This window comes from Streptomyces sp. CB02056 (genome assembly GCF_001905545.1).
Classification (GTDB): domain Bacteria; phylum Actinomycetota; class Actinomycetes; order Streptomycetales; family Streptomycetaceae; genus Kitasatospora.
This window is the reverse complement of sequence record NZ_LIPD01000002.1, coordinates 1-24,549: the sequence shown is the minus strand read 5'-3', so window position 1 is coordinate 24,549 and position 24,549 is coordinate 1. Positions and strand designations below refer to the sequence as shown.

The 24,549-nt window shown below is 73.5% G+C and carries 27 protein-coding genes and 1 rRNA gene; 14 read left to right on the top strand and 14 right to left on the bottom strand.

Features of this window, described 5'->3' with window-relative positions; translation table 11 throughout:
• Positions 1–3: 3 nt before the first annotated feature.
• A complete protein-coding gene (locus AMK13_RS04255) occupies positions 4–1,086 on the top strand; it encodes an ABC transporter ATP-binding protein (RefSeq protein WP_079271836.1) in 1,083 nt (360 codons plus the stop codon).
• Complete coding sequence (locus tag AMK13_RS04250; protein ID WP_074001253.1) at positions 1,073–1,966, top strand: ABC transporter permease; 894 nt, start codon at positions 1,073–1,075, stop codon at positions 1,964–1,966. Before AMK13_RS04255 ends, AMK13_RS04250 begins: the two co-directional genes overlap by 14 nt.
• Here the strand turns inward: AMK13_RS04250 and rarD are convergent.
• Positions 1,956–2,951 (bottom strand): EamA family transporter RarD, encoded by a 996-nt coding sequence (rarD, locus tag AMK13_RS04245; RefSeq protein ID WP_074001252.1) that lies wholly within the window; start codon positions 2,949–2,951, stop codon positions 1,956–1,958. The genes AMK13_RS04250 and rarD overlap by 11 nt on opposite strands.
• A 166-nt stretch (positions 2,952–3,117) precedes the next feature.
• On the bottom strand, positions 3,118–3,966 hold the full coding sequence (locus tag AMK13_RS04240) for an SDR family oxidoreductase (protein WP_049659738.1): 849 nt from the start codon (positions 3,964–3,966) through the stop codon (positions 3,118–3,120).
• A gap of 103 nt (positions 3,967–4,069) precedes the next feature.
• Here AMK13_RS04240 and AMK13_RS04235 point away from each other — a divergent pair, with 103 nt between their 5' ends.
• Entirely contained in the window at positions 4,070–4,471 is a 402-nt protein-coding gene (locus tag AMK13_RS04235) for a winged helix-turn-helix transcriptional regulator (RefSeq protein ID WP_074001251.1), read from the top strand.
• 41 nt (positions 4,472–4,512) lie between these two features.
• Here the strand turns inward: AMK13_RS04235 and AMK13_RS04230 are convergent, their stop codons facing one another.
• Positions 4,513–5,280: a TetR/AcrR family transcriptional regulator C-terminal domain-containing protein gene (locus AMK13_RS04230; RefSeq protein ID WP_074001250.1), complete on the bottom strand. Its 768-nt coding sequence runs from the start codon at positions 5,278–5,280 to the stop codon at positions 4,513–4,515.
• 61 nt (positions 5,281–5,341) lie between these two features.
• Here AMK13_RS04230 and AMK13_RS04225 point away from each other — a divergent pair, with 61 nt between their 5' ends.
• Positions 5,342–5,581 carry a DUF6011 domain-containing protein gene (locus tag AMK13_RS04225; protein ID WP_049659733.1) on the top strand — a complete coding sequence of 80 codons (240 nt, stop codon included), beginning with the start codon at positions 5,342–5,344 and terminating at the stop codon, positions 5,579–5,581.
• Positions 5,582–5,607: 26 nt separating this feature from the next.
• On the opposite strand, the gene AMK13_RS04220 is transcribed toward AMK13_RS04225, so the two are convergent.
• Positions 5,608–7,545 (bottom strand): hypothetical protein, encoded by a 1,938-nt coding sequence (locus AMK13_RS04220; protein WP_074001249.1) that lies wholly within the window; start codon positions 7,543–7,545, stop codon positions 5,608–5,610.
• A gap of 348 nt (positions 7,546–7,893) precedes the next feature.
• Between AMK13_RS04220 and AMK13_RS04215 the strand changes: the two genes are divergently transcribed.
• Entirely contained in the window at positions 7,894–8,610 is a 717-nt protein-coding gene (locus AMK13_RS04215; RefSeq protein WP_074001248.1) for a chitinase, read from the top strand.
• Positions 8,611–8,719: 109 nt separating this feature from the next.
• Complete coding sequence (locus tag AMK13_RS04210; RefSeq protein WP_074001247.1) at positions 8,720–9,238, top strand: hypothetical protein; 519 nt, start codon at positions 8,720–8,722, stop codon at positions 9,236–9,238.
• Between the two features lie 91 nt (positions 9,239–9,329).
• Here AMK13_RS04210 and AMK13_RS04205 read toward each other — a convergent pair whose 3' ends face one another.
• Positions 9,330–10,313, bottom strand: coding sequence for an oxidoreductase (locus AMK13_RS04205; RefSeq protein WP_074001246.1), 984 nt, complete (start codon positions 10,311–10,313; stop codon positions 9,330–9,332).
• A gap of 73 nt (positions 10,314–10,386) precedes the next feature.
• Between AMK13_RS04205 and AMK13_RS04200 the strand changes: the two genes are divergently transcribed.
• Complete coding sequence (locus AMK13_RS04200) at positions 10,387–10,809, top strand: MerR family transcriptional regulator (protein ID WP_074001245.1); 423 nt, start codon at positions 10,387–10,389, stop codon at positions 10,807–10,809.
• A 92-nt stretch (positions 10,810–10,901) separates the two neighbouring features.
• Positions 10,902–11,666 (top strand): DUF6215 domain-containing protein, encoded by a 765-nt coding sequence (locus tag AMK13_RS04195; protein WP_074001244.1) that lies wholly within the window; start codon positions 10,902–10,904, stop codon positions 11,664–11,666.
• Between the two features lie 23 nt (positions 11,667–11,689).
• Here AMK13_RS04195 and AMK13_RS40810 read toward each other — a convergent pair whose 3' ends face one another.
• Positions 11,690–12,562, bottom strand: a complete 873-nt coding sequence (locus tag AMK13_RS40810; RefSeq protein WP_079271835.1) for a hypothetical protein — start codon at positions 12,560–12,562, stop codon at positions 11,690–11,692.
• Positions 12,563–12,612: 50 nt separating this feature from the next.
• On the opposite strand from AMK13_RS40810, the gene AMK13_RS04185 reads away from it, so the two are divergent.
• Together AMK13_RS04185 and AMK13_RS04180 are read left to right on the top strand one after the other, a co-directional pair.
• On the top strand, positions 12,613–13,959 hold the full coding sequence (locus tag AMK13_RS04185; protein ID WP_143204479.1) for a tetratricopeptide repeat protein: 1,347 nt from the start codon (positions 12,613–12,615) through the stop codon (positions 13,957–13,959).
• 122 nt (positions 13,960–14,081) lie between these two features.
• Positions 14,082–14,753, top strand: coding sequence for a DsbA family oxidoreductase (locus tag AMK13_RS04180; protein ID WP_074001242.1), 672 nt, complete (start codon positions 14,082–14,084; stop codon positions 14,751–14,753).
• Positions 14,754–14,793: 40 nt separating this feature from the next.
• Here the strand turns inward: AMK13_RS04180 and AMK13_RS04175 are convergent, their stop codons facing one another.
• Positions 14,794–15,471 (bottom strand): hypothetical protein, encoded by a 678-nt coding sequence (locus AMK13_RS04175; protein WP_074001241.1) that lies wholly within the window; start codon positions 15,469–15,471, stop codon positions 14,794–14,796.
• A 268-nt stretch (positions 15,472–15,739) separates the two neighbouring features.
• Between AMK13_RS04175 and AMK13_RS04170 the strand changes: the two genes are divergently transcribed.
• Positions 15,740–17,776 carry a serine/threonine protein kinase gene (locus AMK13_RS04170; protein ID WP_074001240.1) on the top strand — a complete coding sequence of 679 codons (2,037 nt, stop codon included), beginning with the start codon at positions 15,740–15,742 and terminating at the stop codon, positions 17,774–17,776.
• Between the two features lie 86 nt (positions 17,777–17,862).
• Here AMK13_RS04170 and AMK13_RS43980 read toward each other — a convergent pair whose 3' ends face one another.
• The 5 genes from AMK13_RS43980 to AMK13_RS04140 form a co-directional block, all read right to left on the bottom strand.
• Positions 17,863–18,075 (bottom strand): hypothetical protein, encoded by a 213-nt coding sequence (locus AMK13_RS43980; protein ID WP_198959313.1) that lies wholly within the window; start codon positions 18,073–18,075, stop codon positions 17,863–17,865.
• Between the two features lie 151 nt (positions 18,076–18,226).
• On the bottom strand, positions 18,227–19,168 hold the full coding sequence (locus AMK13_RS45720) for a GNAT family N-acetyltransferase (RefSeq protein WP_274538665.1): 942 nt from the start codon (positions 19,166–19,168) through the stop codon (positions 18,227–18,229).
• Between the two features lie 35 nt (positions 19,169–19,203).
• A complete protein-coding gene (locus AMK13_RS04150) occupies positions 19,204–19,497 on the bottom strand; it encodes a hypothetical protein (protein ID WP_074001238.1) in 294 nt (97 codons plus the stop codon).
• A 105-nt stretch (positions 19,498–19,602) separates the two neighbouring features.
• Positions 19,603–19,857: a hypothetical protein gene (locus AMK13_RS04145; protein WP_049653135.1), complete on the bottom strand. Its 255-nt coding sequence runs from the start codon at positions 19,855–19,857 to the stop codon at positions 19,603–19,605.
• Positions 19,854–20,219 carry an ATP-binding protein gene (locus tag AMK13_RS04140; protein ID WP_074001236.1) on the bottom strand — a complete coding sequence of 122 codons (366 nt, stop codon included), beginning with the start codon at positions 20,217–20,219 and terminating at the stop codon, positions 19,854–19,856. The genes AMK13_RS04145 and AMK13_RS04140 overlap by 4 nt, the downstream gene beginning before the upstream one ends.
• Before the next feature lie 181 nt (positions 20,220–20,400).
• Here AMK13_RS04140 and AMK13_RS04135 point away from each other — a divergent pair, with 181 nt between their 5' ends.
• The 3 genes from AMK13_RS04135 to AMK13_RS04125 all read left to right on the top strand — a co-directional run bounded on the left by AMK13_RS04135 (position 20,401) and on the right by AMK13_RS04125 (position 22,513).
• On the top strand, positions 20,401–21,282 hold the full coding sequence (locus tag AMK13_RS04135; RefSeq protein ID WP_074001235.1) for a helix-turn-helix domain-containing protein: 882 nt from the start codon (positions 20,401–20,403) through the stop codon (positions 21,280–21,282).
• A 12-nt stretch (positions 21,283–21,294) separates the two neighbouring features.
• A complete protein-coding gene (locus tag AMK13_RS43350; RefSeq protein WP_074001234.1) occupies positions 21,295–21,495 on the top strand; it encodes a DUF397 domain-containing protein in 201 nt (66 codons plus the stop codon).
• A 67-nt stretch (positions 21,496–21,562) separates the two neighbouring features.
• Positions 21,563–22,513, top strand: coding sequence for a phosphotransferase family protein (locus AMK13_RS04125; RefSeq protein ID WP_158077668.1), 951 nt, complete (start codon positions 21,563–21,565; stop codon positions 22,511–22,513).
• A gap of 125 nt (positions 22,514–22,638) precedes the next feature.
• Here AMK13_RS04125 and AMK13_RS04120 read toward each other — a convergent pair whose 3' ends face one another.
• Both AMK13_RS04120 and rrf read right to left on the bottom strand, forming a co-directional pair.
• Positions 22,639–24,213 carry a TIGR03086 family metal-binding protein gene (locus tag AMK13_RS04120; RefSeq protein ID WP_074001233.1) on the bottom strand — a complete coding sequence of 525 codons (1,575 nt, stop codon included), beginning with the start codon at positions 24,211–24,213 and terminating at the stop codon, positions 22,639–22,641.
• A gap of 171 nt (positions 24,214–24,384) precedes the next feature.
• Positions 24,385–24,501 (bottom strand): 5S ribosomal RNA (rrf, locus tag AMK13_RS04115).
• Positions 24,502–24,549 lie beyond the last annotated feature (48 nt).

The window sequence follows — 24,549 nt, the reverse complement described above, 5'->3', positions numbered from 1 at the left end:
CGGATGACCCAGGCTCCCGTAACGGGGGACGTTACGGAGCCGGCCGGGGGTCCGGGCGCCGCGTCGCGCCCGGCCCCCGCGCCCGTGCCCGCTCCTACCGCTCCTTCGACTCCCACTACTTCGGCTTCCGCTTCTGCTCCGGCTTCCGACGACGTCATCCGGACCCGCGGCCTGACCAAGCGCTTCCGCGGCGGCCAGCTCGCCGTGGACGGCCTGGACCTCGCCGTGCCGCGCGGCTCCGTCTTCGGCTTCCTGGGCCCCAACGGCTCCGGCAAGACCACCACCATCCGGATGCTGATGGGCCTGATCGCCCCCACCTCGGGCGCGGCCACCGTCCTCGGCGAGTCGATGCCGCAGTCCGTCGCCACCGTGCTGCCCCGGGTGGGCGCGCTGATCGAGGGCCCGGCCCTGTACGGCTTCCTCACCGGACGGGACAACCTGGTGCGCTTCGACGCCGCCGACCCGACCGCCGACCCGCGCACCCGCCGCCGGCGCGTCGACACGGCCCTGGACCGGGTCGGTCTGAGCGCCGCGGCGGGCAAGAAGGCCCGCGCGTACTCGCTGGGCATGAAGCAGCGCCTGGGCCTGGCCTCCGCGCTGCTCCAGCCGCGCGAGCTGCTGGTGCTGGACGAGCCGACCAACGGGCTGGACCCGCAGGGCATGCGGGAGATCCGGACGCTGGTCCGGGAGGTCGCGGCGGAGGGCACCACGGTGTTCCTCTCCTCGCACCTGCTGGACGAGATCGAGCAGGTCTGCACCCATGCCGCGGTGATGTCCCGGGGCCGGCTGGTGGTGCAGGGCACCGTCGCCGAGCTGGCCGCCCGGGCGCAGGGCCGGCTGGTGGTCCGCACCCCGGACGTGGCGCGGGCAGCGGAGGTGCTGGCGGCCCACCGGGTCACCGCCCTGGTGCCCGGCGAGGACCGGGTGGACGGCGAGCCGGGCGTCCTGGACGAGGAGGCGCTGCCCAGGCTGTGCGCGGCGCTGGTCGGGGCCGGGGTGCGGGTGCACGGCTTCGGGCTGGAGCGGGGCACGTTGGAGGACGCCTTCGTGGCGCTGACCGGGGAGGGCTTCGATGTCGCGGGCTGAGGCACCGGCCATGGGCGGGGCGCTGCCGTTGACGACCGGCCGGCGGCCGCAGACGGCGGCCGGGTTCCTGGCGCTGTTCCGCAGCGAGCTGCACCTGACCTTCCGCCGGATGCGCACCAAGGTGCTGCTGGGCATCCTGGCGGCGCTGCCGATCCTGATCGGGGTGGTGGTCAAGCTCAACACGGACAGTCCGCACCAGGGCGGCGGCGGTCCGAGCTTCATCGCGCAGACCACGCAGAACGGGCTGTTCCTGGTCTTCACGGCGCTCGCGGTCGCGCTGCCGGTCTTCCTGCCGATGACGGTCGGCGTGGTCGCCGGGGACTCGGTGGCGGGCGAGGCGGCCGCCGGGACGCTGCGCTACCTGCTGGTCGCCCCGGCCGGGCGGACCAGGCTGCTGGCCGCCAAGTTCACCGCCGGGCTGGTGTTCTGCCTGGCGGCCACGGCGGCGGTCGCGGTGACGGCGCTGGCCGCGGGTGCCCTGCTCTTCCCGCTCGGCCGGGTCACGCTGATCTCCGGGGACACCATCGGCCTCGGCGACGCGCTGCTGCGCGCGCTGCTGGTGGCGCTGGTGGTCGCGGCCTCACTGGCCGGGCTGGTGGCGATCGGGCTGTTCGTCTCCACGCTCACCGGCAGCGGCATCGCGGCGATGGCCGCGACCGTCGGGCTGGTGGTCACCGTCCAGATCCTGGACGTCTTCCCGCAGCTGCACGCCGTCAGCCCGTTCCTGTTCTCCCACTACTGGCTGAGCTTCGCGGACCTGCTGCGGGCGCCGATGTACTGGGACGGGGTGCTGAAGGACCTCGGCCTCCAGGCCGCCTACGTCGCCGTGTTCGGCTCGGCGGCCTGGTCCCGCTTCACCAGCCGGGACATCAGCGCGTGACGGCCTCCGGGGCGGCCGCGGGGGCGGTCGCCGCCACGGGGGCGGGCTGCGGCACCGCCGCGGCGGCCCGCACCGCGCGGTCGGCCCGCACCTGGCGCAGCGCGTCCCAGGTGAGCAGCGCGAGCGCGACCCAGACCAGGCCGAAGCCGGCCCAGCGGGCGGGCGGCATGGACTCGTGGAACACCGCGACGCCGATCAGGAACTGGAACACCGGCGCCAGGTACTGCAGCAGGCCGAGCACCGTCAGCGGCACCCGGACGGCGGCCGCGCCGAAGAACAGCAGCGGGATCGCGGTGATCACCCCGCTCAGCATCAGCAGCCCGGAGTGCCCCCAGCCGTACGAGCCGGCCACCGTGTGCCCGAAGGTGCCGCGCCCGCTGACCTCCAGGTAGACCAGGTAGCCGAGGGCGAACGGGAACATGAAGGCGCTCTCGGCGGCCAGGCTCTCCAGGCCGCTCAGCCCGACCTGCTTCTTCAGCAGGCCGTAGGTGGCGAAGGAGAGCGCCAGGGTGAGCGCGATCCAGGGCAGCTGCCCGTACGCGACGGACAGCACCGCGACGGCGGCGGCGCCGATGCCCACCGCCGTCCACTGGGCGCCGCGCAGCCGCTCCTTGAGCACCAGGACGCCGAAGCCGATGGTGACCAGGGGGTTGATGAAGTAGCCGAGGCTGGTCTCGACCACGTGGCCGGCGTTGACGGCCCAGATGTAGACGCCCCAGTTGACCGAGATCACGGTGGCCGCGCCGGCCAGCATGGCGAGCCGGCGGGGCTGGCGCAGCAGCGGGCGTATCCAGCCCCAGTGCCGCTGGGCGACCAGCAGCAGGACGACCGCGACCAGGGACCAGACCATCCGGTTGGCCAGGATGTCGTCCGCGGCTCCCGGCTCCAGTAGCGGCCAGAACAGGGGGAAGAGGCCCCAGATGCCGTACGCGGCGACGCCGTACCAGAGGCCCCGGCCGTTGTCCTGCTGGTCTGTTCCCGCCATGGCCGAGTGCCCTCCCGCGCGCGTGTGTCGATGGCGACGGTAGCGGGCGGGAGGGGCGACTGTCATCTCCGTTTCCGGATTTTGGTCATGACATTGCCTGCATGCTGGACCCGTCCGGAGTTCCGGGAGCTCAGGGCGGGTGCCCCGGGGGTCGGGAGCCGTCGCCTCAGGCGTCGAGGGCCGTACGGACGGACTCGGCCAGCGGGACGGTCGGGCGGCCGATCAGCCGGGCCAGGTCGCCCGGGGTGCCGGCCAGCTCGCCGCGCGCGATGCCCGCGTCCACGTCCACCAGGGCCTCGGCGAAGCCCTGCGGCAGGCCCGCGCCGACCAGCGCGTCCAGGTGCTCGGCCGGGGTGACGTCCCGGTGCCCGACCGGCTTGCCGGAGGCCTTCGCCAGCTCGGCGGCCAGCTCGGGCAGGCTCCACGCGGCGTCGCCGCTCAGCTCGTACACCCGGCCCTCGTGGCCCTCGCCGACCAGGACGGCGACCGCCGCGTCCGCGTAGTCCCGGCGCGGGGCGGTGGCGACCCGCCCGTCCCCGGCGCTGCCGAGCACCACGCCGCGCGCCACCGTGCCGGCCGCGTCGCCCAGGTAGTTCTCGGTGTACCAGCCGTTGCGCAGGAACGCGTGCGGCAGCCCGGAGGCCAGGATCAGCTCCTCGGTCGCCTTGTGCTCGTCGGCCAGCCGGAAGGTGGCCGCGCCGGGGATGCTGGTGTAGGCGAGCAGCGCGACCCCGGCGGCCTTGGCGGCCTCCACCACGGCCCGGTGCTGCGGGATCCGGCGGCCGACCTCGCTGCCCGAGATCAGCAGCACCCGGTCGCCCTCGGCGAAGGCGCCGGCCAGGGTCTCCGGCTTGTCGTAGTCGACCACGCGGACGGCGACGCCGCGCGCGGCCAGGTCGGCGGCCTTCTCGGCGGAGCGGACGGCGACGGCCACCTCGCTCGCGGGGACCTGGGCCAGCAGGCCCTCGACGACGAGACGGCCGAGCTGGCCGGTGGCACCGGTGACGACGTACATGGTGAAGCTCCTCGGGGTTACGTTTTGCGGTTCTGGCCTCGGAACTCACCCTAGGGGTGGCACTAACCTTTCGAAAGTACGCACTTCAAAGTAGGGTACTGACATGAAGGTAAGCGAGATGAAGGCCGGCGGGCTGCCACCCGCCGACGTCTTCGACCGGATGTGTCCGTCCCGGGGCGTGCTGGAGCACGTCACCAGCCGCTGGGGCGTGCTGGTCCTGGGCGCGCTGAACGAGCGCGGCTACCGGTTCAGCGAGCTGCGCCGCAAGGTCACCGGGGTCAGCGAGAAGATGCTCGCCCAGACCCTCCAGACGCTGGAGCGGGACGGCTTCGTGCTGCGCGAGGCGCACCCGGTGATCCCGCCGCGGGTCGACTACAGCCTCACCCCGCTGGGGCGCGAGGCGGCGGAGCTGGTCGCGGCGCTGGCGCACTGGTCGGAGCGGCGGGTGCCGGAGGTCGAGGCGGCGCGCCAGGGGTACGACGGACGGGCCGCCGCCCTGCGGTGAGGCCGCCTCCCCTCGGCGATCGGGCGGGCTGCCGGCCTCGGCTACCGCTCCGCGACGAGGGCGGCGAGCCCGTCCAGGACCCGGGCCAGGCCGAAGGCGTAGGCGTGGTCCGGGCTGTACGCGCCGCCGTGCGCCTCGCCGGCCGCGGCCCCGACCCGGGCGGCGACCGGGTAGCGCTCGGCGTCGAAGACCCGGGCGAGCAGGTCGGCGTTGGCGGCCCACCACTGCTCGTCGGTCATCGCGCTGTCCTGCCGGGCGGCGCGCTCGTCGGCGGCCATCCGGGCACAGGTCTGGACGAAGCCGAGCAGGTGGGTCAGCGCGGCGTCCAGGTCGACGTCGGGCAGCCCGGTGCCCTCGAAGGCGCGCAGCTCGTACTCGTACTTGGCCATCAGGCCGGGCCCGAGCGGCGGGCGGCTGGTGGAGACGGCGGCGACCCACGGGTGGGCGCGGTGCAGCGCCCGGTTGTCGTCCGCGACGGCGGTGACCCGGGCGCGCCAGCCCTCCCCGGCCGGGGTGCTGCGGGGCATCGTGGCGTAGACGGTGTCCAGCATCAGGTCGAGCAGCTCGGCCTTGCCCGGCACGTAGGTGTAGAGCGCCATCGGGGAGAGTCCCAGCTCCTGCGCGACCCGGCGCATGGTGACGGCGTCCACGCCCTCGGCGTCGGCGAGGGCGATCGCGACGGCGGCGATCTCGCCGGTCGAGCGCGCCTGCCGGGGCCCGCGCCGGCCGGGCTTCTCCTCGGCGGTGAGCCCCCAGAGCAGGGCCAGGGTGCGGGCCGGGTCTCCTGCGCTGCTGCGGTCGGTGGCCATGGGGCCATCGTTTCACGCACCGGCCGGGGGCCCTGACGGCGCGGACGGCTACCGTCTCACCATGACCAGCCCGACCACCCCTCCCGGCCGTCCCGGCCCTTCCGGACCGGCCGAGCCCGAGACGCTCCCCGGGACGGACACCGCGCAGACCCTCCGCCCGCGGGTGACCTGCCGCCGCTGCCACCGGCCGCTGCACGACCCGGAGTCGCGGATGCTGCGGCTGGGCCCGGAGTGCCGGGACCCGGCGGAGCGGGTCGCCCGGTACGACGTCGACCAGGAGCCGCTGCCCGGGGTGGGTTAGGCCCTCTGAGCCTCAGCCCCGGCCGATCAGCCCCGGCCGAAGAGGCGGCGCAGCCGGCCGCGCCGGGGCTCCTCCTCTGCGGCCGCCGCTGCCGGGGCCTGCGGCTCCGCGGCCTGCGGCTCCGACCCCTGCGGCTCCGGCTCCGCCCCCGCGTCGGCGGCGTCCTCCCGGGCCGTCAGGTGGCGGGCGAGCGCGCGGTCCTCGGCGGACGTCCAGGGCGCGGCGAGCACCAGCGCGGACAGCGAGCGCAGGATCGTCACCGCCCGGGTGCGGCGGGCCCGGGCACCGTGGTGCAGCCGCTGCCGGAGCAGCTCGGCGATGTCGGCCCTGGTCCGCGGCTGCGTCCAGCCGATCGCGACCAGCGCGAAGCCGGCCGCCTCGACCACCCAGTCCTCCGGCCCGAGCAGCAGGTCGCGCAGCACCCGGCGGCGCTCGGAGCCCTCCCAGGGCTGGTCGGCCCGGTGGTGGGCGATGCCGAGGCAGGCGAAGACCTGGACGGCCCGCACCCAGAGTTCGGGCTGGTGGGCGAGCAGGGCGCGGCCGAGGTCGTCCTCGCGCGGCACCGGCGGGTGGACCAGGACGCCGAGCAGGTCGTCCAGCGGCAGTCCGGCCAGCCGGACGGCGTGGTCGTAGGCGGCGGGGACGGTCGGCCAGAAGATCTCGGCGGTGGCCCGGACGAGTTCGGCGCTCTGCGGCGCGGGCGGGTCGACGGCCGGGCGCGGGTCGGTGCCGTCCCAGGCCCAGATCCGGGTGGTGGGCTCGGTCAGCGGCAGCCGGGGGTCGGGCTCGCCGACGGCCTGGTAGCGGACGGTGGAGCGCGGCAGCGCGAGCCGGACGGCCAGCACCGAGCTGGGCGGCTCCACGGTGGAGGCCGTGCACTCGATCTCGGTGTCGCGGCTGGTGTCGGCGGCGGCGAGCACCTGGTGCAGCACGTTGACGGTGGCCTCGGTGGCGCCGGAGACCAGGCCGAGCCAGGGCTCCCGGTGGCTCAGCCGCTCCAGCAGCTCCTGGGCGTACCCGTGCTCGGGGTGGGCGCGGTGGTGGTCGGCCAGGGCGAGCAGGTGCGCCGGGTCGCCGTCGAGCGCGTGGCGCAGCCCGTACCGGGCCGGGCCGGCCTTGGGGTGGTCGGGCACGGCGGCGAGCACCCGCTCCAGCCAGGGCAGGCCCTCGGCGGGGCGGCCGAGCGCGCCGTACAACTCGGCGACGTCGACGGCGAGGTAGCTGTTGGAGTCGTCGAGGTCCGGGGCGACCCGCTCCAGTTCGGCCTCCCAGACGGCGAGCGCCTGCTCCGGGCGGCCGGCCGAGCGCAGGGCGTTGCCGAGCATCACGGCGGGCAGGTAGCCGGGGGCCGACCGGTGCGCCCGGTCGGCGAGTTCGACGGCGCGGGCGGTGTCGCCGAGCCGGCGGGTCAGGCCGGAGGCCATCGCCAGCAGCAGGACGTGGTCGCCGTGGCGGTCCAGCACGGCCTGCACGAAGTCGTGGAACGGCCGTACGGCTTCGGCCGGTTCGGCCGGGAGCGGGTCGGGCAGCGCGCCGGTCGCGCGGGCCACCGCCTGGGCGACGGCGTCCGGGTCGACCAGGCCGGGCAGGTCCTCGCGGGCGAGCCAGGCGGCGTGCGCCCAGGGGCGGGCCGGCTCGGCCTGGATGGCGGAGGCGAGCAGTCCGACGGCGGCGTTCCAGTCCCCCGCCGCGGCCTCCACGTGGGCCCGGCAGACCGCCGTGCCGAGGTACACCCGGCCGTCCAGCGGGAACAGCTCGCGGGCCGCCGCCGGGCCGCCCGCCGCGGCGCACAACTCGGCCAGCGCCTCGTGCAGTTCGGGCAGTTGGGGGGCGGCGAGGATCGCGTCGCCGAGGTGCTCGGCGGCGTGCGTCAGGTCCCCGGAGTCGATCGCCAGCCGGGCGACCGCGACCTCCCCCTCGGCGGCCAGGCGCTCGGCGCCCTCGTCGTCGGTGTGACCGCTCATGCGCCCCTGCTCCCCCGGTTGTGCCGTCCCACTCGGAAGGAGGCTATCCGGTACGACCGACAGCCCGGTGATCACCCCGAGGGCGGCCGACGTCCAACGACCGGATCGGATACGACCCGTACGAGTGGTTTAGACCTCCGTTGGACATATTTGACGCTTTCCGCCCGCCAGGATGGCGGAGGCCCTTCGCGAACCTTCGCGAGCTGTCGAGACCCTTCGCGACTCTTCGCGGATCTTTGCGACCTTTTGCGCGAATCTGCGCGTCCCCGCGAACCGTCCCGAGCCGTCGCGAGTCCTCGCGAGCGAAGTGCCGCCCCCGCCAAGGAAACCCGAGGAACGAGGAAACCGATGAAGCTTTCCCGCACCCTGTCGCTGGCGGCCTCCGCCGCCGTGCTCAGCACCCTCGCCGTCGCCGGCCAGACCGCCCCGGCCTCCGCCGCCGGCTCCTTCGTGGTGAGCGAGGCCCAGTTCAACAAGATGTTCCCGAACCGGAACGCCTTCTACACGTACAAGGGCCTGACCGACGCCCTGGGCGCCTACCCGAAGTTCACCACCACCGGCGACACCGCGACCCGCAAGCGCGAGGCGGCGGCCATCCTGGCCAACGTCAGCCACGAGACCGGCGGGCTGAAGTACATCGTCGAGCAGAACACCGCCAACTACCCGCACTACTGCGACACTTCGCAGCCGTACGGCTGTCCGGCCGGGCAGTCCGCGTACTACGGGCGCGGGCCGCTCCAGCTGAGCTGGAACTTCAACTACAAGGCGGCCGGCGACGCCCTGGGCATCGACCTGCTGCACGACCCGTACCAGGTCGAGAAGAACCCGGCGACGTCCTGGAAGACCGCGCTCTGGTTCTGGAACACCCAGAACGGCGCCGGCCGGATGACGGCGCACGACGCCATCGTCAACAACAAGGGCTTCGGCGAGACCATCCGCACCATCAACGGCGCGCTGGAGTGCGACGGCAAGAACCCGGACCAGCGCAACAGCCGGATCAACCTCTTCAAGCAGTTCGTCGGCGTCCTGGGCACCGACGTGGGCGGCGGCAACCTCTCCTGCTGACGGGACCGGTGGAGCGCGGGGAGTGGGACCTCGGCCGGGCCGACGTCCCACTCCCTGTCGGTGCCGGCTGCTTCACTGGCGCCCTACGTCGAACGAAGGAGCGGCCGCGATGGGTGTACTGACCGACTACTTCCGCGCGGGCGATGCGGCAACGGTCGTCCGAGCGCTGGAACTCGGGGACGGCGTGCTGCCGCCGTTCGACGGCGATGGCTCCTCCGGCGGGGCCTTCGACGGGGCCTTCGACGGAGTGGAGGCCAAGGGCGTCGACCCGACCGTCCTGCTCGGCCAGCTGGTCGCGGCCGCCCTCGGGGAGCCGTGGCGGGTCGACCTGGTGACGGAGACGGCGGTCTGGCCGACGACGCCGGCGCCCGGTCCGTCCGGCCCCGAGGACGAGGACGACCCGTGGGCGACGGGCCCGTGGGTCACCCGGCTGGGCCCCGCCGCCCGGGACGCGCTCGCCGGGGTGCCCGACGAGCGGGTGCCGGAGGTCGTCGCGCGGTGGGCCGAGGCGGAGGAGTGGGGCGGCGCCGACCCCTCCGATCTGCTGCCGCTGGTCGAGGAGTTGATCGCCCTCGCCCGACGGGCGCGGGCCGCCGGTGAGCAGCTGTACTGCTGGATGTCCCTCTAGCGGCGCCCGGCCCGGCGGCTCAGCGCGGCACCGGGGTGGCGGCTCAGCGCGGCACCGGCCCGGCGGCTCAGCGCGGCACCGGCCCGGCGGCTCAGCGGGGCACCGGGGTGGCGCCGGTCGCGGCCAGCGAGAGCTCCCAGAGGCGGGCCGCCCCGTCCGGGTCGACGGCGTACGGGCGGACGCCGCCGTCGTCCATCGGGGTGCCCGGACCGGCGGGGCACGCGACCTCGCAGTCCTCCAGGTAGAGCCCGCCCAGGCCGTCGAGCAGCGGCGAGGTGGCCGCCCACAGGCCGGTGGCGGCGCCCTGGGAAGGGGACTTGAAGTCCGCGCCGATCACGGTGCCCCGCTCGTCCACCCAGCCGCGCTCGACCTGCTCCTGCCGGGTCATCTCCCGCTGGAGCCCGGTGATGATCTTCCCGGGGTGGAGCGCGAACGCCCGGACGCCGTCGCCCCGTCCGAGCGCGTCGAGGTGCACGGCGAACAGGGCGTTGGCGGTCTTGGACTGGCCGTACGCCAGCCACTTGTCGTAGCCGGTGCGGAAGTGCGGGTCGTGCCGCCGGATGTCCGTCAGGAAGTGCCCGGCCGAGCTGTTGACGACGACGCGGGCACCGTCCGGTGCGGCGGCCAGCAGCGGGTACAGCTCGCAGGCGAGCAGGAAGTGCCCGAGGTGGTTGGCGGCGAACTGCCCCTCCCAGCCCGGCCCGACGCGCCGCTCGGGGGTGGCCATGACCCCGGCCACGGCGAACAGCAGGTCGAGGCGGTCCATGGCCTCGCGGACCAGCCCGGCGGCGGCCCGGACGCTCGCGGGGTCGGCGAGGTCCATCGGGACGATCCGGCTCCCGGTTCCGGCGAGCGCGGCGCGGGCGGTGTCCGGGCGGCGGGCCGGGACGATCACCTCGGCCCCGGCGGCGGCCAGTGCCCGGGTGGTCTCCAGGCCGAGGCCGGAGTAGCCGCCGGTGACGACGGCGGTGCGGCCGGAGAGGTCGAGGCCCGCCAGGACCTCCTCGGCGGTGGTGGCGGCGGAGAAGGGCGAGCCGATCGGCTGCTGCTGGTACTGGAGCTGAGTGGTGGTCATGGCGATGACCGTAGGAAGTGGAGCGCGGTCTAGATCAAGCCCGGCTCCCGCGTTCTTCCTATGCTCTGACGCCATGACGGAACTCAGCATCGGCGAGGTGGCCGAACGCACCGGGCTCAGCGTGCACGCCCTGCGCTTCTACGAGCGCGAGGGGCTGCTGGTCGGCCCGGTGCGGCGCACGGCGGGCGGGCGGCGGCGGTACGCCGTGCTGGACGTGCAGTGGCTGGAGATCTGCGTCAGGCTCCGCGAGTCCGGCATGCCGCTCGCCGACCTGCGCCGCTTCGCCGAACTGGTCCGGCAGGGCCCGGGCAACGAGGCCGAACGGCTGCGGCTGCTCGACGCCCACCGGCAGCGGGTCGACGAGCGGATCCGGGAGCTGGAGGAGTGCCGCTCGCTGATCGCCTGGAAGACCGCCGTCTACGCCGACCACCTGGAGCGCGGCGAGGCCGCCGGGCTCTGGGACCCGACGGCGGAGAACCGGTCGGCCCGGGCCTGATCCGCCCGGCACCACGGCCGGCGCTACCATCGGCCCGGCTCATGGGGCCCTCGGGTGCCCGGGGCGGGCCACTCGAACGGGGGGATCCAGGAATGGCGTCCGACGCGGCCGACACCACCGACGCCGCAACCACAGCCGACATCGCCGACATCGCCGGAACGACCGACGGCGACGCGACGACCGGCACCACCGACGGCACCGGCACCGGCACCGGCGCCGGCGCCCGGAAGCGCGGCGGCCGACCGGGCCTCCGGACGGCGGCCGCGGCGGCCCTGGCCGTCGCCCTCCTGGGCGGCCTGTGGGGGCTGGGGTTCCTCCACCTCCCGAAGCCGGGGCACGAGCCGGGCGGCCCCGGAAAGCCGGCCGAGTGCGCCGCGCCCCGCCCCACCGACAAGCCGGGCTACCCGGCGCTCTGCGCGGCGCTCAACCGCCCCGACCTCCCGGCCCTGCTGGGCACGCCCGAGGACCGCGTCACCGTCGCACAGCCGGCGCCGATCACCTTCGGCACGGACGTCATGGCGGAGGTGCGGCTCACCCACACCGTCGTGAGCCTGCTGGACAGCAGCACCTCGCTCGAGGACACGCGCGACATGCGGCGGGTCTACACCTGGCCGGCCACCGTCCTCGGCCACCCCGCCGCGACCTACTGGTCCAACGCGACATCGGTCATCCCCGGCGGGAAGCTCGGCCCCGCCACGCGGAACATCGTCGTCGCCCAGGACCCGGCGGCGCCCGGCGGACGGGCCTTCGAGGTCGTCGTCTTCCGCGACGACGGCCTGACGCCCGACGAGGCGACCCTGACCCGGCTCGCCGAGACGGTGCTGCCCACCGTCCCGGGCTGGGTCCCGGCCCCGTAGCCGGACACGGCGGGCCTCCCCCCTCAGGCGTCTCCCTCGTCCTCGTCCTCGTCCTCGCCGTAGGGCGGGATGGTCCAGCGCAGGACCGTCCCGCCCGCCCCGTCGGCTTCGAGGGTGACCGGGAAGGCCTGGCCCCAGTCCCGCCCGCCGTGGTGCCGGACCGCGTGGTCGCCCTGGCACCAGTCGATGCCGAGCACCTGGCAGCCGCCGACCTCGATCGCGCCCACGTGCAGCGGGTGGTGCAGGCCGGCCCGCCGGAAGGTGAAGTAGTCGACGTGCTTCTCCACCATGGTGGCCACTCCCCTGCCGGGCAGGCCGCCCCGCCAGGTGCTGATCTCGGCCTCCAGCGCGACCGCCTCCGCCACCGGGAGGTCGAGCCACCCGTACGGGCCCCCGTCACCGTCGTACGAGCGCATCCGCTCGCCGCCGAACCGCTCGTGCGCCTCCTGCTCGTACCGGCCCCAGTAGGAGAGGTCGGCGAGCCCGTCGGCCGGTTCGTCGTCCAGGCTCGTCCACGCGTCCAGTCCGACGGCGTCGCCGACCACCATGCCGCTCCGGTCGACCGGCAGGTCCCCGAGCAGCACCGGGCCCTCCGCACCTTCCGGCCAGGGCAGGCCGAGGGCGATCTCCAGCGTCGCGATCGTCGGCTCCTCGTCGAAGGCCGAGGGCTCGGTGGTGGCCCGCACCGCCAGCGGCCGGTCGGCGGCGGCCGGGACGGCGACCGCCTCGCACTCCTCGTCCCGCAGGTGACCGCCTCCCGTCTTCGCCGCCGCCGCGGCCCGCACCGGCAACGGATCCCCCAGCTCCCGCCAGTAGTCGATCCAGGTGGCCATGCCGAGCACCACCACCCCGGAGGGCGCGGTGACGAATCCCAGGTCAACGAAGGTTTCGGGCATCCGTCGATTATCTCCGGGCAGGACGTCGCCCCGTCGCCTAGCCTGGCCCGGTGAATCTTGACGATCTCGCCTGGCAGCGGCAGTTCGACGGCGGGATAGAGCCCGCCATGGCGGAATACCTGGCCCGACAGGGGCAGTTGGAGTTGCTGATCGAGACCGCACGGGACCGCGGTGAGTGGCCCTGCGCCGAGGTGGCGGTCGGTGAGCTGTGCGATATGGGGGAGTTCGAACGGGCCCTGACGGTCCTGGAGCCGTTCGTCGCGGTCGGCTGGCCGTTCGCCGTACGGGAGTCCGCCTCGATCATGGTCCGGCTGGGCCGGATCGAGGAGGGGCTGGCGCTGGTGCGTCCGGACGCGGCCGGCCTGGAGTCGGCGTTCGACTGCCGCTGGTTCGCCGGGGCGCTGGTGGAGGCCGGGCGGGTGGACGAGGCCATCGAGGTGCTCACGCCCCACCTCGGGGAGCCCTGGATCCTGGAGTCCCTGGTCGATCTGACCAGGGGGGAGAACCGTGACGCCCGCGTCCTGGAGCTGCTCGCCCCGTGCGCCGAACGGGCCCTGGGCGGCGCGGCGGACTGCCGGTGCTCCGCGGCCGGGGGTCGGCGCGAGTGCCGGCACCAACCGTCGGACGCGCTGCTGAAGTACAGCTGGGTCCTGGAGCGCATGGGCCGGGCGGACGAGGCGATCCGGCTGCTGGGCACGGTCCTGCCGGTCGTCCCGCGCATCGCCTGGCGGTACGCCGACCTCCTCGCCGATCAGGGCCGGTTCGAGCAGCTGCGCGAGCTGGCCACCGGCGAGCACACGGAGCTCGCCCTGAACCGGTACGCGGACGCGCTGGAGGAGCAGGGGCGGGTCCGGGAGGCCGAAGCCGTCCTCCACGAGGCCCTTGCCGCGGACGGCAAGCACAGTCGCCGACGCCTCATGGCCTTCCTCGCCCGCCAGGGACGCCTCGACGAGGTCGTCGACGTCGGACGGCCCACGTACGAGCACACCGAAGGGAACCTCCTCCACGAGGCGATCGACCTGCTGATCAGGGCGGGCCGCCCGGAGCCGGGGCTGGAGCTCGTGGACAGCCTCGGCGCCGCGTACGTCGAGGCGCATGCCGACGTCCTGGGCCACACCCGGCTGCGCCTGCTCGCGAAGGCCGGGCGCTACGCCGAGGGCATCGCGCAGGCGCGGGCCCTGAGCGAGCGGGAGCCCGGCCAGTGGGACACCACGCTGGCCTGGCTGCTGGATCTGGACGGCCGGCCGGACGAGGCCCTCGACCTGCTCCGGTCGTCCACCGAGCGCGAGGCCCACCGGGCGATCGCCCAGATCCTGACCAGGCACGGCCACTACGCCGAGGCCGTCGCCGTCATCCCCACGGTGCCCGCCCAGCGCGAGGCCTGGGACCGGCGCTGAGGCAGGGGGCCGCCGACCGGCCGGCCCGAATAGTTCAGTGAGAGAAATATTCAGGTGGACGGAGGCGTTCCGGCAGGAGCAGGCGCGGGAGGTCCGCGCGAGGCTGAAAGGAGTGCGGCGCCGTGCGCGTGGAGATCTGGACCGACATCAACTGCCCCTGGTGCTACATCGGCAAGGCCCGGTTCGAGCAGGCACTGGCGGCGTTCCCGCACCGCGAGGAGGTGGAGGTCGTCCACCGCTCCTTCGAGCTGGACCCGCGGGCGCCGCACGAGGCCCGTCCGGTCGTGCCGCTGCTCGCCGCCAAGTACGGGATGAGCCTGGAGCAGGCCGAGGCGGCGGAGGCCCGGATCGCCGAGAACGCGCACGCCGAGGGCCTGCCGTACCTGCGCGAGGGGCGCGACGCGGCGAACTCCTTCGACATGCACCGGCTGCTGCACTTCGCCGAGGAGCACGGCCGGCAGGGGCAGCTGCTGGACGCGCTGTACCGGGCGAACTTCGCCGAGGAGCGGTCGGCCTTCGAGGAGGGCCGGCTGGTCGAGTTGGCGGTCGAGGCCGGACTGGACGGCGAGGCGGCCGCGGCCGTCCTGGCCGATCCGGAGGCCTACGCGGAGGCGGTGCGCGAGGACGAGACCACGGCGAGCGCCATGGGTGCGACGGGCGTGCCGTTCTTCGTCCTGGACCGGCGCCTCGGCGTCTCGGGCGCCCAGCCCGCGGAGACGTTCACCCGCGCACTGGAGCAGGCCTGGGACAGCCGGGTCGCCCTGCCGCTGGCCCCGCTCGCGCCCAAGGAGTGAGGCGGGGCGGAGCAGGAAGTCGGCCGGGCCGACTTCCTGCTCACCCGGCTTGCCAGCGGTGGGCGTAGACGATGTGCAGGCTCGCCGGAACCCCCTTGGCCGCCCGCCCGGAGCCCCAGCCCTCGTGGTCGAGCTCGATGCAGTAGTGCTCGTCGGGGCGCCACCCGAAGCGCCACCCGGGGGCCTCGCGGGTGAACTCGTGGAGCTGGGAGCCCGACCAGCGGAAGGCCGTGGGACTGCCGGTGACCACCAGCGTGTGGGCGGCCCCGGAGAAGCGGAGCCGGTCCCGCCAACCGGCGAAGCGGTGGCGTTCGTAGTCGATCTCCTCCTCGGACGGGAAGTCCGTCACCGGCAGGTCGACGGTGTGCGGCGTCCCGGCGCCGAGCCGCGCCCGGACCTCCTTCCAGCGCGACGCGGGGAAGCCCAGGCTGTGGTGGACGAGCAGCAGATCCAGCCGGTCCTCGGACGGGACGTCGCCCAGCCCGGCCGGACCGGCGTTGGCCCGCAGCGGCAGGTGCACCAGGGAGCGCCGGGAGCGGGCCGCCAGGGCCCAGGCGGTGGCCAGGTCCTCGGCGCCCTGCCGGTCGAGGTGCAGGTGCATGTACGTGCTGCCCGGGCCGGCGTACAGGAGGGCCCCGGCGGTCTGCCGCGCCGGGGTGATCACCCGGTACTCGTCCCGGCCGAGCCGCACCCGGTGGATCTTCGTTCGCAGTCTCACCAGGCCTTCGTACCGGAGACCGGCCCGGGCTGTCCTTCGGTTTTCCTCCGGCCGGAGCCGCGCGGCGCTGCTCCGCCACGAGCCAGGCACCCCGGGGTGTCCTTGCGGGATCCGGCTCCCTGCCCGGCCGGAGCCGCCCCGCGCGACAGTTCCGAAACATTCAACCCCCGTGTGTAAAAAGACCATTGAGGCCACCTCGTCGCCTGGCACACACTGTGCACCGACGCCCTTCCGGGGGCGGGGTCATGACACACCAGGGGGTAGGGGCATGATCGACAAGGACACCGTCCTCAACCACCGGTACCGGCTGCTGGAGCAGCTCGGCCGTGGCGGGATGGGGACGGTCTGGCGCGCCCGGGACGCCGTCACGGAACAGGACATCGCCGTCAAGGTGCTCAACCCGGGCCTGCTGGAGGATCCGACCGCCACCGAGCGTTTCCGCCGGGAGGCGAAGGCCGTCACCGGAATCGGCCACCCGGGCGTCGTGGGCGTCCACGACTACGGGGAGAGCGGTGCGGAGGGCACCGACGGCACGGAGAGCACCGACAGTACGGACGGCACCGACAGTACGGACTGCGCCGACGGCCCGAAGGGCACCGACAGCCCGAAGGGCGCCGACACCGGCCCGCGCTACGCCTACATCGTGATGGACCTGGTCGAGGGCCGGCCGCTCAGCGCGCTGCAGAAGGACGAAGGGCCGATGCCGCCCGAGCGGGCCCTGGCCATGGTGGCCACCGCACTGGACGCCCTCCAGGCCGTCCACCAGTCCGCCATCGTCCACCGCGACGTCAAACCGTCCAACCTGCTGGTGCGCGAGGACGGCGCCGTGCTCGTCGCCGACTTCGGCCTCGCCCTGGCGGTCGCCGACTCCAAACTCACCACGTCGAACGGATTCATCGGCACCGCCTCCTACGCCTCCCCCGAACAGGTCGACCCTTCTCCCGACAACCCCGTCACACCCGCCGCCGACCTCTACTCGATGGGGGTCGTCTGTTACGAACTGCTGGTCGGGAAGCTGCCGTTCGAGGGCGGACGCGCCATGCAGGTCGCGTACAAGCACGTCAACGAGCCGGCGCCGGAGCTGCCGGACACCTTCCCGCCGGCCGTCCGGGCGCTGGTCGCCAAGGCCCTGTCCAAGGCGCCGGAGGACCGGTACGAGAGCGCCGCCGAGATGGCGGCGGCGGCACGGGCGGCGGTCGGACTGCCGGTCGGGGACGCCACACAGCGGCCGGTCAGGCTGTGGAAGAGCGCTCCGAGGGCGGGCGGTGCGGGCCCCGCTCCGCAGAGCGAGCCGGTCCCCTCAGCCGAACTGGTCGTGAAGGTGTCCCCGGTCGTCCAGGCGGACCCTCAGCAGACAGCCGAGCAGAGCCGCCGCCGCTCACGGCGGCGCCGCCTGCTGGTACCGGTGATCATCCCGGTCGTCGTCTCGTTGGGTACGGCGGGCGCCCTGCTGGTCGACCGCAACCCGTTCAGCGCCGACGCCGCGCCCGGAAGCCGGTCGAGCACCGCCGTGACCGCCCCGCCGCCCGGGGGCACCGGTGTCCCGGACACCGGTGCCCCCGTCGAGACCCCGGCCGCCACCCCGGCGGGCGACCAGCCGCCGGGGACCACCCCCGACCAGCAGACGCCGCAGCAGCAACGGCCCGTGCCGCCGGCCTCCTCCGGCGGCAACGGGGGTACGAACGCGGGCAACGGCGGAGGCGCGAACAACGGAGGCGCCAACAGCGGCGGCACGACCGCCGGACAGAACGGAGGCACCCAGCCCCGCCAGACACCGGCCAACACCCCCGCCCCGCAGCCCCCGGTGACCAACAACCCCGCCCCGCAGCCTCCGCCGCAGAACTCCGCCGGCGGGACCACCGCACAGCCCGGCGGCGGCAGCACCCCGCCACCGGAGTCCCCGGCCCGCCCGGCGGAGTGCGGCGGAACCAACTGGACGCGCATCATCAGTGTCCAGTCCGGCCTGCCGATCGGGCTGGCCAACGACAACCTGAACGCGAGCAACCCGGTCGTCCTGGGCGGCGCCACGCAGTACGGCTGGGTCGTCAGCTACGACAACTGGAACGAGTACCACGCCTGCAACTCCGCAGGCTACCGCCTGATCAGGGGCGCCCCCTTCAACAACGCGGTGACCCTCGGCAACGGCCTCGACTTCGCGTACCGGTGGACCGTACAGCCCGCCGCCTCGGGCGGGTACACCCTGGGCGACGGCACCAACTGCATGACCGCCGGCGCGCGGGGCAAGCCCATCACCATGACCACCTGCACCGACGACCTCGCGAGCCAGCTGTGGAAGTTCCAATGACCACAGGGGTGTCCACGCGCCCGCACGGCCTCACATCCGGAATTCATGGTCCGCACCCGGGAGCCCGGCTGTCCATCACCTCGCCATCAGGGGAGCGGAAGGCCTCCCGAACGGGCGGCGAGCCAGGCGGCGGCACGCTCTCGTTCCTCGCGGTTGGAGAAACGACCGTCGTGACGCGCGATCCACTCCAGGTGTCGCAGGACGTTCTCCGAGCGGTCCGGGTCGCGCACCGCGAGCACGTCGATGCCGGTCTCGCCCGTCGAGGCGCCGACGTACACGCTGCTGTCCAGGGCCATCATGCCGAAGCCTGGGTGGCCCGAGCGCACGCCGAGGAACGCCGATGCCGCGCCTCGGCCCATGATGTCCCAGCGGCCCAGGAGCCGGACCCGGGTCCACTGCGCCGGTGCACGGGTGCGGCCGTGCCGGGTGGCTCCGGGGTGCTCCGGGCCCTCAGTCGTAGAAGAACTGGCGGAGGTCCTCCGCCGAGCCCGGGCCGAACAGGAAGGTCTCGCACCCGGCGAGCGCCCGGGGCGGTGGCGGCCCGTCGGCGGGTAGCCGCCGCAGCCAGGCCTCGCCCTGCTCCCCCACCGCGTGGACGGCGGAGAGCAGTTCGGCCATCCCCGCCGGGCGGGGCGGGGCCGCTCCGGTGACGGGGGCGAGCTCCCACCCGCCGGCCCGGGCGGCGAGCCGCACCGCGCCCGCCCAGGTGGCGATGCGGCAGAGGCGGTTGCGCAGGGGGAGTTCGACGGACGGGTCCAGGTACCCGAGTCCGACGGTCGCGGCGGCGAGGTCGTCCATCACCCGGCGCTCGACGGGGGTGCGGATCCAGTGGCCCTCCTGGGCGTCCTCGATGGCGGCGCCCCACCACTCCCAGGCGCTGTCGAGGCGGGCCGCTGCCTCGGACTCGGCCTCTGTCCGCGAGGGAGGACCCGGCCGGGACGCCTGCGGCCGGTACAGGTGGAACAGTTCCGGATCACCCTCGTCGAGGCCCTGGACGAGGCCGACCGGCTGCCACCCGGCCCGGTGCAGGAGCCGTCGCATCGGCTGGTTGGAGACGTTGGTCGAGGTGAACAGCTTCGGGGTCTCGCAGGAGGCCGCCGCGGCGTCCAGCAGCCGGCGGCCGACGCCCCTGCCGCGCGCGGCGGGCGAGACCATCAGCATCGTGACGAAGCCCTGCTCGAAGAACGTGTACTCGGTGACGCAGTAGCCGAGGAGCCCGGACGCGTCTTCGGCCACGAGCACCGGGCCCGGGGCCTGCCGGCACCACCGCCGGATGCTCGCCGCCCGCTCCTCGTCGCCTTCGAGGGCGACGGAGTCGATACGGATCAGCGCGTCCGCGTCCGACTCGGTGCCGCGCCGCACGACGAAATCGGTGAAGTCCACTGCGTCCATGGAGACATGCTGCCAGCCGGCTTCGGCGCGGCCGTCTACTGCGGCCCCGGTCCTCCGTGGGCGACCCGGGGGTGCAACCGGGTCGCCTGCCAGGGCGAGTTACGGCCGGCGGCCTCGCGGTAGGCGACGCGCTGGACGGCGAAGAGCAGGCGGTAGAGGTTGAGGGCGGTGTCGGAGTCGTCGGCGGCGAAGCCGAGGTCGTGGACGAAGGTCTCGAGCTTGGGCCAGTCGAAGTCGTCGGGGACGGGCGGGGCGACGGCGTAGTGGGAGGCGGCGAGGGCGTTGAGGACGTCGGGGTCGGCGGCCGGGTCGAGGACGGGGTCGGGCACGTCAGGTCTCCTCTTGGTCGGGCCTTGCAAGCTTGAGCGTGGTGACGACGCCCAGGGCGACGGTGGCGAACGCCAGGGCGAGGAGGGAGAGGAAGGCGGCGGCGATCAGGAACCGCACGAGCGCTCGCGGTCGGCGTCGAAGAGGAGGGTGAGGAGGTTCATCAGCGTCGAGGCGGGCGCCGTGTTGAAGGCGACCAGGACGCGGCCGTCCATGGTCGTGTCCGTGGTGGCGGAGGGGAAGATCAGGCCGAACGCGCGGCCGCGCTCCTGGAGTTCGGCGAGGAGGATGCGGACCTGGTCCTCGGTGTAGCCCCGGATGCGGGGGTCGGTGGGCTGCATGGGGAAGCGGCGACGGTTCACGCGGAGGCCTCCAGTTCGAACCAGACGACCTTGCCCGTCTTGCGGGGCTCGGCGCCGAGGCGGTGGGTGAGGGCACGGACGAGGAAGAGGCCCCGGCCGGAGGAGGCGAGCGGGTCCGTGGGGAGGTGGAAGGTGGGGAAGATCGGGTTGTTGTCCGCGACCGAGACCCGCAGACGGGGGCCGGTGAGGGCCAGCACGACCATGGGGGCAAGGGTGCCCCCGTGCCGCCAGGCGTTGACGAAGACTTCGTGGAGGGCGAGTTCGGCGTCGGAGATGACGGACGGTCGCCACCCGGCCGAGACGAGGAGGTCGGAGAGCTCGGAACGAGCGGTGGACCAGTCCGGAAGGTTGCAGGCACGCATGAGAGACCCCAAGGGAGGAAGAGGGGAATCGACGAAGCAGACACTCCGTCACGTGATCGGTGCAACACTGAGAGTAGGACCGTCGGTCACACGCGTGCAACCTGATCGCCGAGATGTCTCCCCCAACTTGGCTAAGCTCACTCGTGTGGGTGGAGACTGGCCCGACACGGAAGGAACCCCCTTGGCACTCAGGACCCAAATCAGCGAGCGACAGCGGCGGTTCGGCGCTGAGCTGAGAAGGTTGCGCGAGGCCGCAGGCCTGGCGGTCAAGGACGCCGGCGCCCTCATCGGCATCGCGGGCCCGCAGCTGAGCCACATCGAGGCAGCTCGAACGGCGCTCGACCCGGAGCGACTCTCGGTCTTGCTCCAAGGCTACGGGTGCACGGATGAGACCTACATCGCGCTGCTGCACGCTCTCGGAGCCAGCAACGGCAAAGGCTGGTGGAGCACCTACAAGGGCCGGGTGCCCGACCTGTCGCTCGACCTGGCCGAACTCGAAGACCGAACTGTCACTCTGCGCAACTTCGAGACTCTGTACGTTCCCGGGCTGCTCCAACTACCTGAATACGCCGAGGCCATCTACAAGGACGCCTACCGCAACGGGCATTGGGATCTGGCGACGGCCATCCAGTTCCGCATGGATCGCCAGCGGATCCTGGAGAACGAAGAGCAGCGGCAGTTTCGATTCGTCATCCATGAAGCAGCTCTGCGGATGCTCTTCCCTGGTGTGGAAGTCATGAGGGCTCAGCTGGACCACCTGCTGAACATGGCTGAACGCCCCAACGTCACCATCCAGGTCCTCCCCTTCACAGCTACGAGGAAGCCTCCTCAGTCAGGCCCCTTCGTGCTGTGCGACCCCGGATGCCTTGACCTCGCAACCATCCTGCTGGATGTACCCGGGCGAGCCGAGCACCAGAGCGACCCTGAGAGCATTGCGGCGTACGAATGGAAGTTCCAACAGCTGAGCGAGATCGCACTGCCGGCCGTCGACGTGGCGGCTTCCGCCAACTCGCGAAACTCGTGGGGGATTCTTCAACATCTCCTCTACACCCTACAAACATGAGAGGCGCCTCGGATGGCTGGATTCTCCTGGCAGAAGTCATCGTTCAGTGGCGGCGATGCCGGCAATTCCTGTCTGGAACTGGCCCACGGCGCCGACAACCTCTGCTACCTCCGCGAGTCGGACGACCCCTCCGTCATCGTCACCACCTCGACCACGAAGCTCCGCGCCTTCCTCCTCGGCGCCAAGGCCGGCGAGTTCGACCACCTCATCTGAACCACGCGACGGGGGCGGGACGGCGCTACCACCATCCCGCCCCCTGTCTCTGCCGCAGGAAGTCACCGTGACCCCGAACGATCCCTGCTCCCCGACCTCCGTGAGGCCGTCCTGGGATGAACTCCCCCTCCCGGCACAGGAGTCCGTCGAGACCCACCTCGGCGCACCGGTCATCGACGCCCGGACCCAGGCCGGCGGGTTCAGCCCCGGCCTGGCGGTCCGCGCCACCCTCGCCGACGGCCGGGCCGTCTTCCTCAAGGGCGCCGCCACCGACCACCCCGTCCACGGGAGGTACGCCGCCGAGGCAGCCATCAACCGAAGCCTGACCCGGCAGGTCCCCGTGCCGAGGATGCTCGTCTCCTGGGAGGCCGGCGGATGGCTGCTGATGGCCTTCGAGGACGTCGGCGGCGGCCACCCGGACCTCAGCCCCGGGTCGGCCGACCTCCCCGCCGTCGTCCGGCTGCTCGACCGACTCCCCAGGGCGGTCAGCCCGTCGCCGATCCCCGACGCCCCGTCCATCGTCTCCGTCCTCGGGGGCGGCTCCCGCAGCTGGCGGGCTCTCGCCGACCAGCAAGCCGAGCTCGACCCGTGGTCCACCCGGCACATCGAGCAGCTCGCGGCCGTCGAGCACGACTGGCACGCCGCATCCGCCGGGGTCTGCCTCCTCCACGCGGACCTGCGCGCCGACAACATGCTCATGCGCGGTGACGACGCCCTCGCCATCGACTGGGCCTACCTCCACCAGGGCGCCGCCTGGATCGACCCGGCCTTCCTCGTCACCCAGCTGATCCGCGCCGGCCACACCCCGGCCCAGGCCGAAGCCCTGCTCGCACCCGTGGCCTCGTGGGCCGCCGCCCCGCCGGACGCGATCACCTCCTTCGCGGTGGCCCAGGCCGGCTACTGGGAGCTGAACTCCAGGCTCCCGGCCCCGCCGGGGGTGCCGTACCTGCGCGGCTACCAGGCCTCCATGGCCGCCATCGGCCGGACGTGGATCGAGCACCGAACCGGCTGGCACTGACCGAACTCGCAGCACCCGCAGCGCTGTTCGCGGAGCCCACCAGCAAGCACGAGCCCTGCCGCTCTTCCCCGCCCGCTCGTTGGCCTCCAACGAGCGGGCGGGGTCTTGTCCACCCCCGCCGTTGCTCAGGCGACGGCGCGACCGAGGTGGGCGGCCAGACGGTCGAGGGCGGTCGCGTCGTGGGGCGCGGGCCGGGGCGGGGCGAAGGAGCCGCCTTCCGTCCGCGGCAGGCCCGCGTAGATCTCCCGCACCACGGGCATGGCCACCGTCGCAATGTCCGGGACCAGGTCGCGCGGGTGTCCGATGGCTTCGGCCAAGTCCCAACCGTGGACCAGCATTTCGATGACCAACTGCTCGACGAGACGTCGGCCCGGCGCCGGCCCGTACCGCCGGTCGAGCATGCCGGGCCGGCGAAAGGCCGTGAGCGTCCGCTGGGCGGCGGTCCGGAACGCCGCGACATGATCACCGCCCAGGTGATCCGCGGCGGCATCGGACCGGGGCCTCCCGTCCGCCAGGCCGGCCCACATCAGGTTCTCCCAGACCAGGTGGTCCAGCAAGGCGCGGACGTCCCAGTCGGCGCACGGTGTCGGCCCGTCGAGGCGGCTCGGGTCGACGGCGCTGACGAGGTCACCCACGGCCTGGAGGACTCGCTCGCAGGCGGCGATCAGACCCACCGGCTCCCAGGCCTCGGCTCCGGAGTCGTACAGCGCGTCGAGATCGGCGGCGCGGCGTCCGGGTTCGGGATTGGCACGCAGGGCGGTCTTCAGCCAGTTGCCCGCCGTCTCCAGACTCGGCCGCGCCGGTTGGCCGTTGATGAGGCAGAGCAGCTGCCAGTACCGCTCGACGCACGGGACGGAGACGATGCCGAGTTGTTCGAGCAGCAGGTTCCGGGCCGGCGCGCCGTCGGTGCGGACCCCGTCGACGGTCCGCGCCTGGGTGGGGAGCCACTTCTCGACGACGGCCGCGACAACGGGTTCCGCCGCGGGCGAGTCCGGCGCGATCCCGTCCCGGATGGCCTCGTCCACCCGCCCCGTCCAGTAGTCGGTGACCCGCTGTGCCTCCTGGAGTGTGGCGTCATCGTGCTCGCCGGGGGCGTGTTCGGCCGCGTACTGCGCCATGCGCCGCATCGCGCCCCGCAGTTCGGGATCGGCCACCAGCTCGCCCAGTTCGATCCAGGCGTCGACCTGCGCGTCCGTGGGGTCGTCGGGCAGCTCCGGGGTGGCGGCCAGCAGGCCGCTGCGGTAGGTCGGTACGTCCAGGCCGGCGAGCGTCCCGGTCACGAACTCGTGGATGGTCTTCCGGCGTTCGGCAGCGGACAGTCGGGCGGTGCGGTTCATGAAGGCGAGTCCTTCGGCAGTGGTTTCGCGACGGGCGGCGGAGCGCAGGACCGCCTGTTGCGCGCGCAGCAGGCGGATCCGCGTCTCCAGCACGTCGACGTGGACCGCGGCCACCTCCGCCAAGGTGTGCTCCCGGTCGAGGACTTCGCGGATAGCCGGCAGGCCGAGCCCGAGGTCCCGCAGCGTCCGTGCCAGCTCCAGGCGGGCCACGGACTCCGCGTCGTAGACCCGGTACCCGGCGGCCGTGCGTCGGGCCGGTGGCACGAGGCCCAGATCGGACCAGTGCCGGATGAGCTTCACCGACAGCCCGGTCTTCCCCGCGACCTCTCCGATGCTCCACAGCACCCTGTCGTCGACGTGCATGTGCCCCACCCTCGGCTCTCCCACGATGGGAGAGTCAACCAGCCGGGAGCTCTGGCCTACCGCGCGCGTTGACCGTCGCTCCGCCCCGCAGCCGGCCCGGAAACGCGAAGAGTCCCTGAAAACGCGAAGAACCCCCATCCGGGACCCGGATGGGGGTTCTTCTGAAGAATTGTTCGGCGGCGTCCTACTCTCCCACAGGGTCCCCCCTGCAGTACCATCGGCGCTGTAAGGCTTAGCTTCCGGGTTCGGAATGTAACCGGGCGTTTCCCTCACGCTATGACCACCGAAACACTATGAAACTGTCAACCGCACGCTCTTCAAAAAGAGCGGGTCGTT

Bases quoted from the DNA above. Each gene is read 5' to 3' on its own strand.
- AMK13_RS04255 (WP_079271836.1), top strand. From the start codon at position 4: ATGACCCAGGCTCCCGTAACGGGGGACGTTACGGAGCCGGCCGGGGGT.
- AMK13_RS04250 (WP_074001253.1), top strand. From the start codon at position 1,073: ATGTCGCGGGCTGAGGCACCGGCCATGGGCGGGGCGCTGCCGTTGACG.
- rarD (WP_074001252.1), bottom strand. From the start codon at position 2,951: ATGGCGGGAACAGACCAGCAGGACAACGGCCGGGGCCTCTGGTACGGC.
- AMK13_RS04240 (WP_049659738.1), bottom strand. From the start codon at position 3,966: ATGTACGTCGTCACCGGTGCCACCGGCCAGCTCGGCCGTCTCGTCGTC.
- AMK13_RS04235 (WP_074001251.1), top strand. From the start codon at position 4,070: ATGAAGGTAAGCGAGATGAAGGCCGGCGGGCTGCCACCCGCCGACGTC.
- AMK13_RS04230 (WP_074001250.1), bottom strand. From the start codon at position 5,280: ATGGCCACCGACCGCAGCAGCGCAGGAGACCCGGCCCGCACCCTGGCC.
- AMK13_RS04225 (WP_049659733.1), top strand. From the start codon at position 5,342: ATGACCAGCCCGACCACCCCTCCCGGCCGTCCCGGCCCTTCCGGACCG.
- AMK13_RS04220 (WP_074001249.1), bottom strand. From the start codon at position 7,545: ATGAGCGGTCACACCGACGACGAGGGCGCCGAGCGCCTGGCCGCCGAG.
- AMK13_RS04215 (WP_074001248.1), top strand. From the start codon at position 7,894: ATGAAGCTTTCCCGCACCCTGTCGCTGGCGGCCTCCGCCGCCGTGCTC.
- AMK13_RS04210 (WP_074001247.1), top strand. From the start codon at position 8,720: ATGGGTGTACTGACCGACTACTTCCGCGCGGGCGATGCGGCAACGGTC.
- AMK13_RS04205 (WP_074001246.1), bottom strand. From the start codon at position 10,313: ATGACCACCACTCAGCTCCAGTACCAGCAGCAGCCGATCGGCTCGCCC.
- AMK13_RS04200 (WP_074001245.1), top strand. From the start codon at position 10,387: ATGACGGAACTCAGCATCGGCGAGGTGGCCGAACGCACCGGGCTCAGC.
- AMK13_RS04195 (WP_074001244.1), top strand. From the start codon at position 10,902: ATGGCGTCCGACGCGGCCGACACCACCGACGCCGCAACCACAGCCGAC.
- AMK13_RS40810 (WP_079271835.1), bottom strand. From the start codon at position 12,562: ATGCCCGAAACCTTCGTTGACCTGGGATTCGTCACCGCGCCCTCCGGG.
- AMK13_RS04170 (WP_074001240.1), top strand. From the start codon at position 15,740: ATGATCGACAAGGACACCGTCCTCAACCACCGGTACCGGCTGCTGGAG.
- AMK13_RS43980 (WP_198959313.1), bottom strand. From the start codon at position 18,075: ATGATGGCCCTGGACAGCAGCGTGTACGTCGGCGCCTCGACGGGCGAG.
- AMK13_RS45720 (WP_274538665.1), bottom strand. From the start codon at position 19,168: ATGGACGCAGTGGACTTCACCGATTTCGTCGTGCGGCGCGGCACCGAG.
- AMK13_RS04140 (WP_074001236.1), bottom strand. From the start codon at position 20,219: ATGCGTGCCTGCAACCTTCCGGACTGGTCCACCGCTCGTTCCGAGCTC.
- AMK13_RS43350 (WP_074001234.1), top strand. From the start codon at position 21,295: ATGGCTGGATTCTCCTGGCAGAAGTCATCGTTCAGTGGCGGCGATGCC.
- AMK13_RS04120 (WP_074001233.1), bottom strand. From the start codon at position 24,213: ATGCACGTCGACGACAGGGTGCTGTGGAGCATCGGAGAGGTCGCGGGG.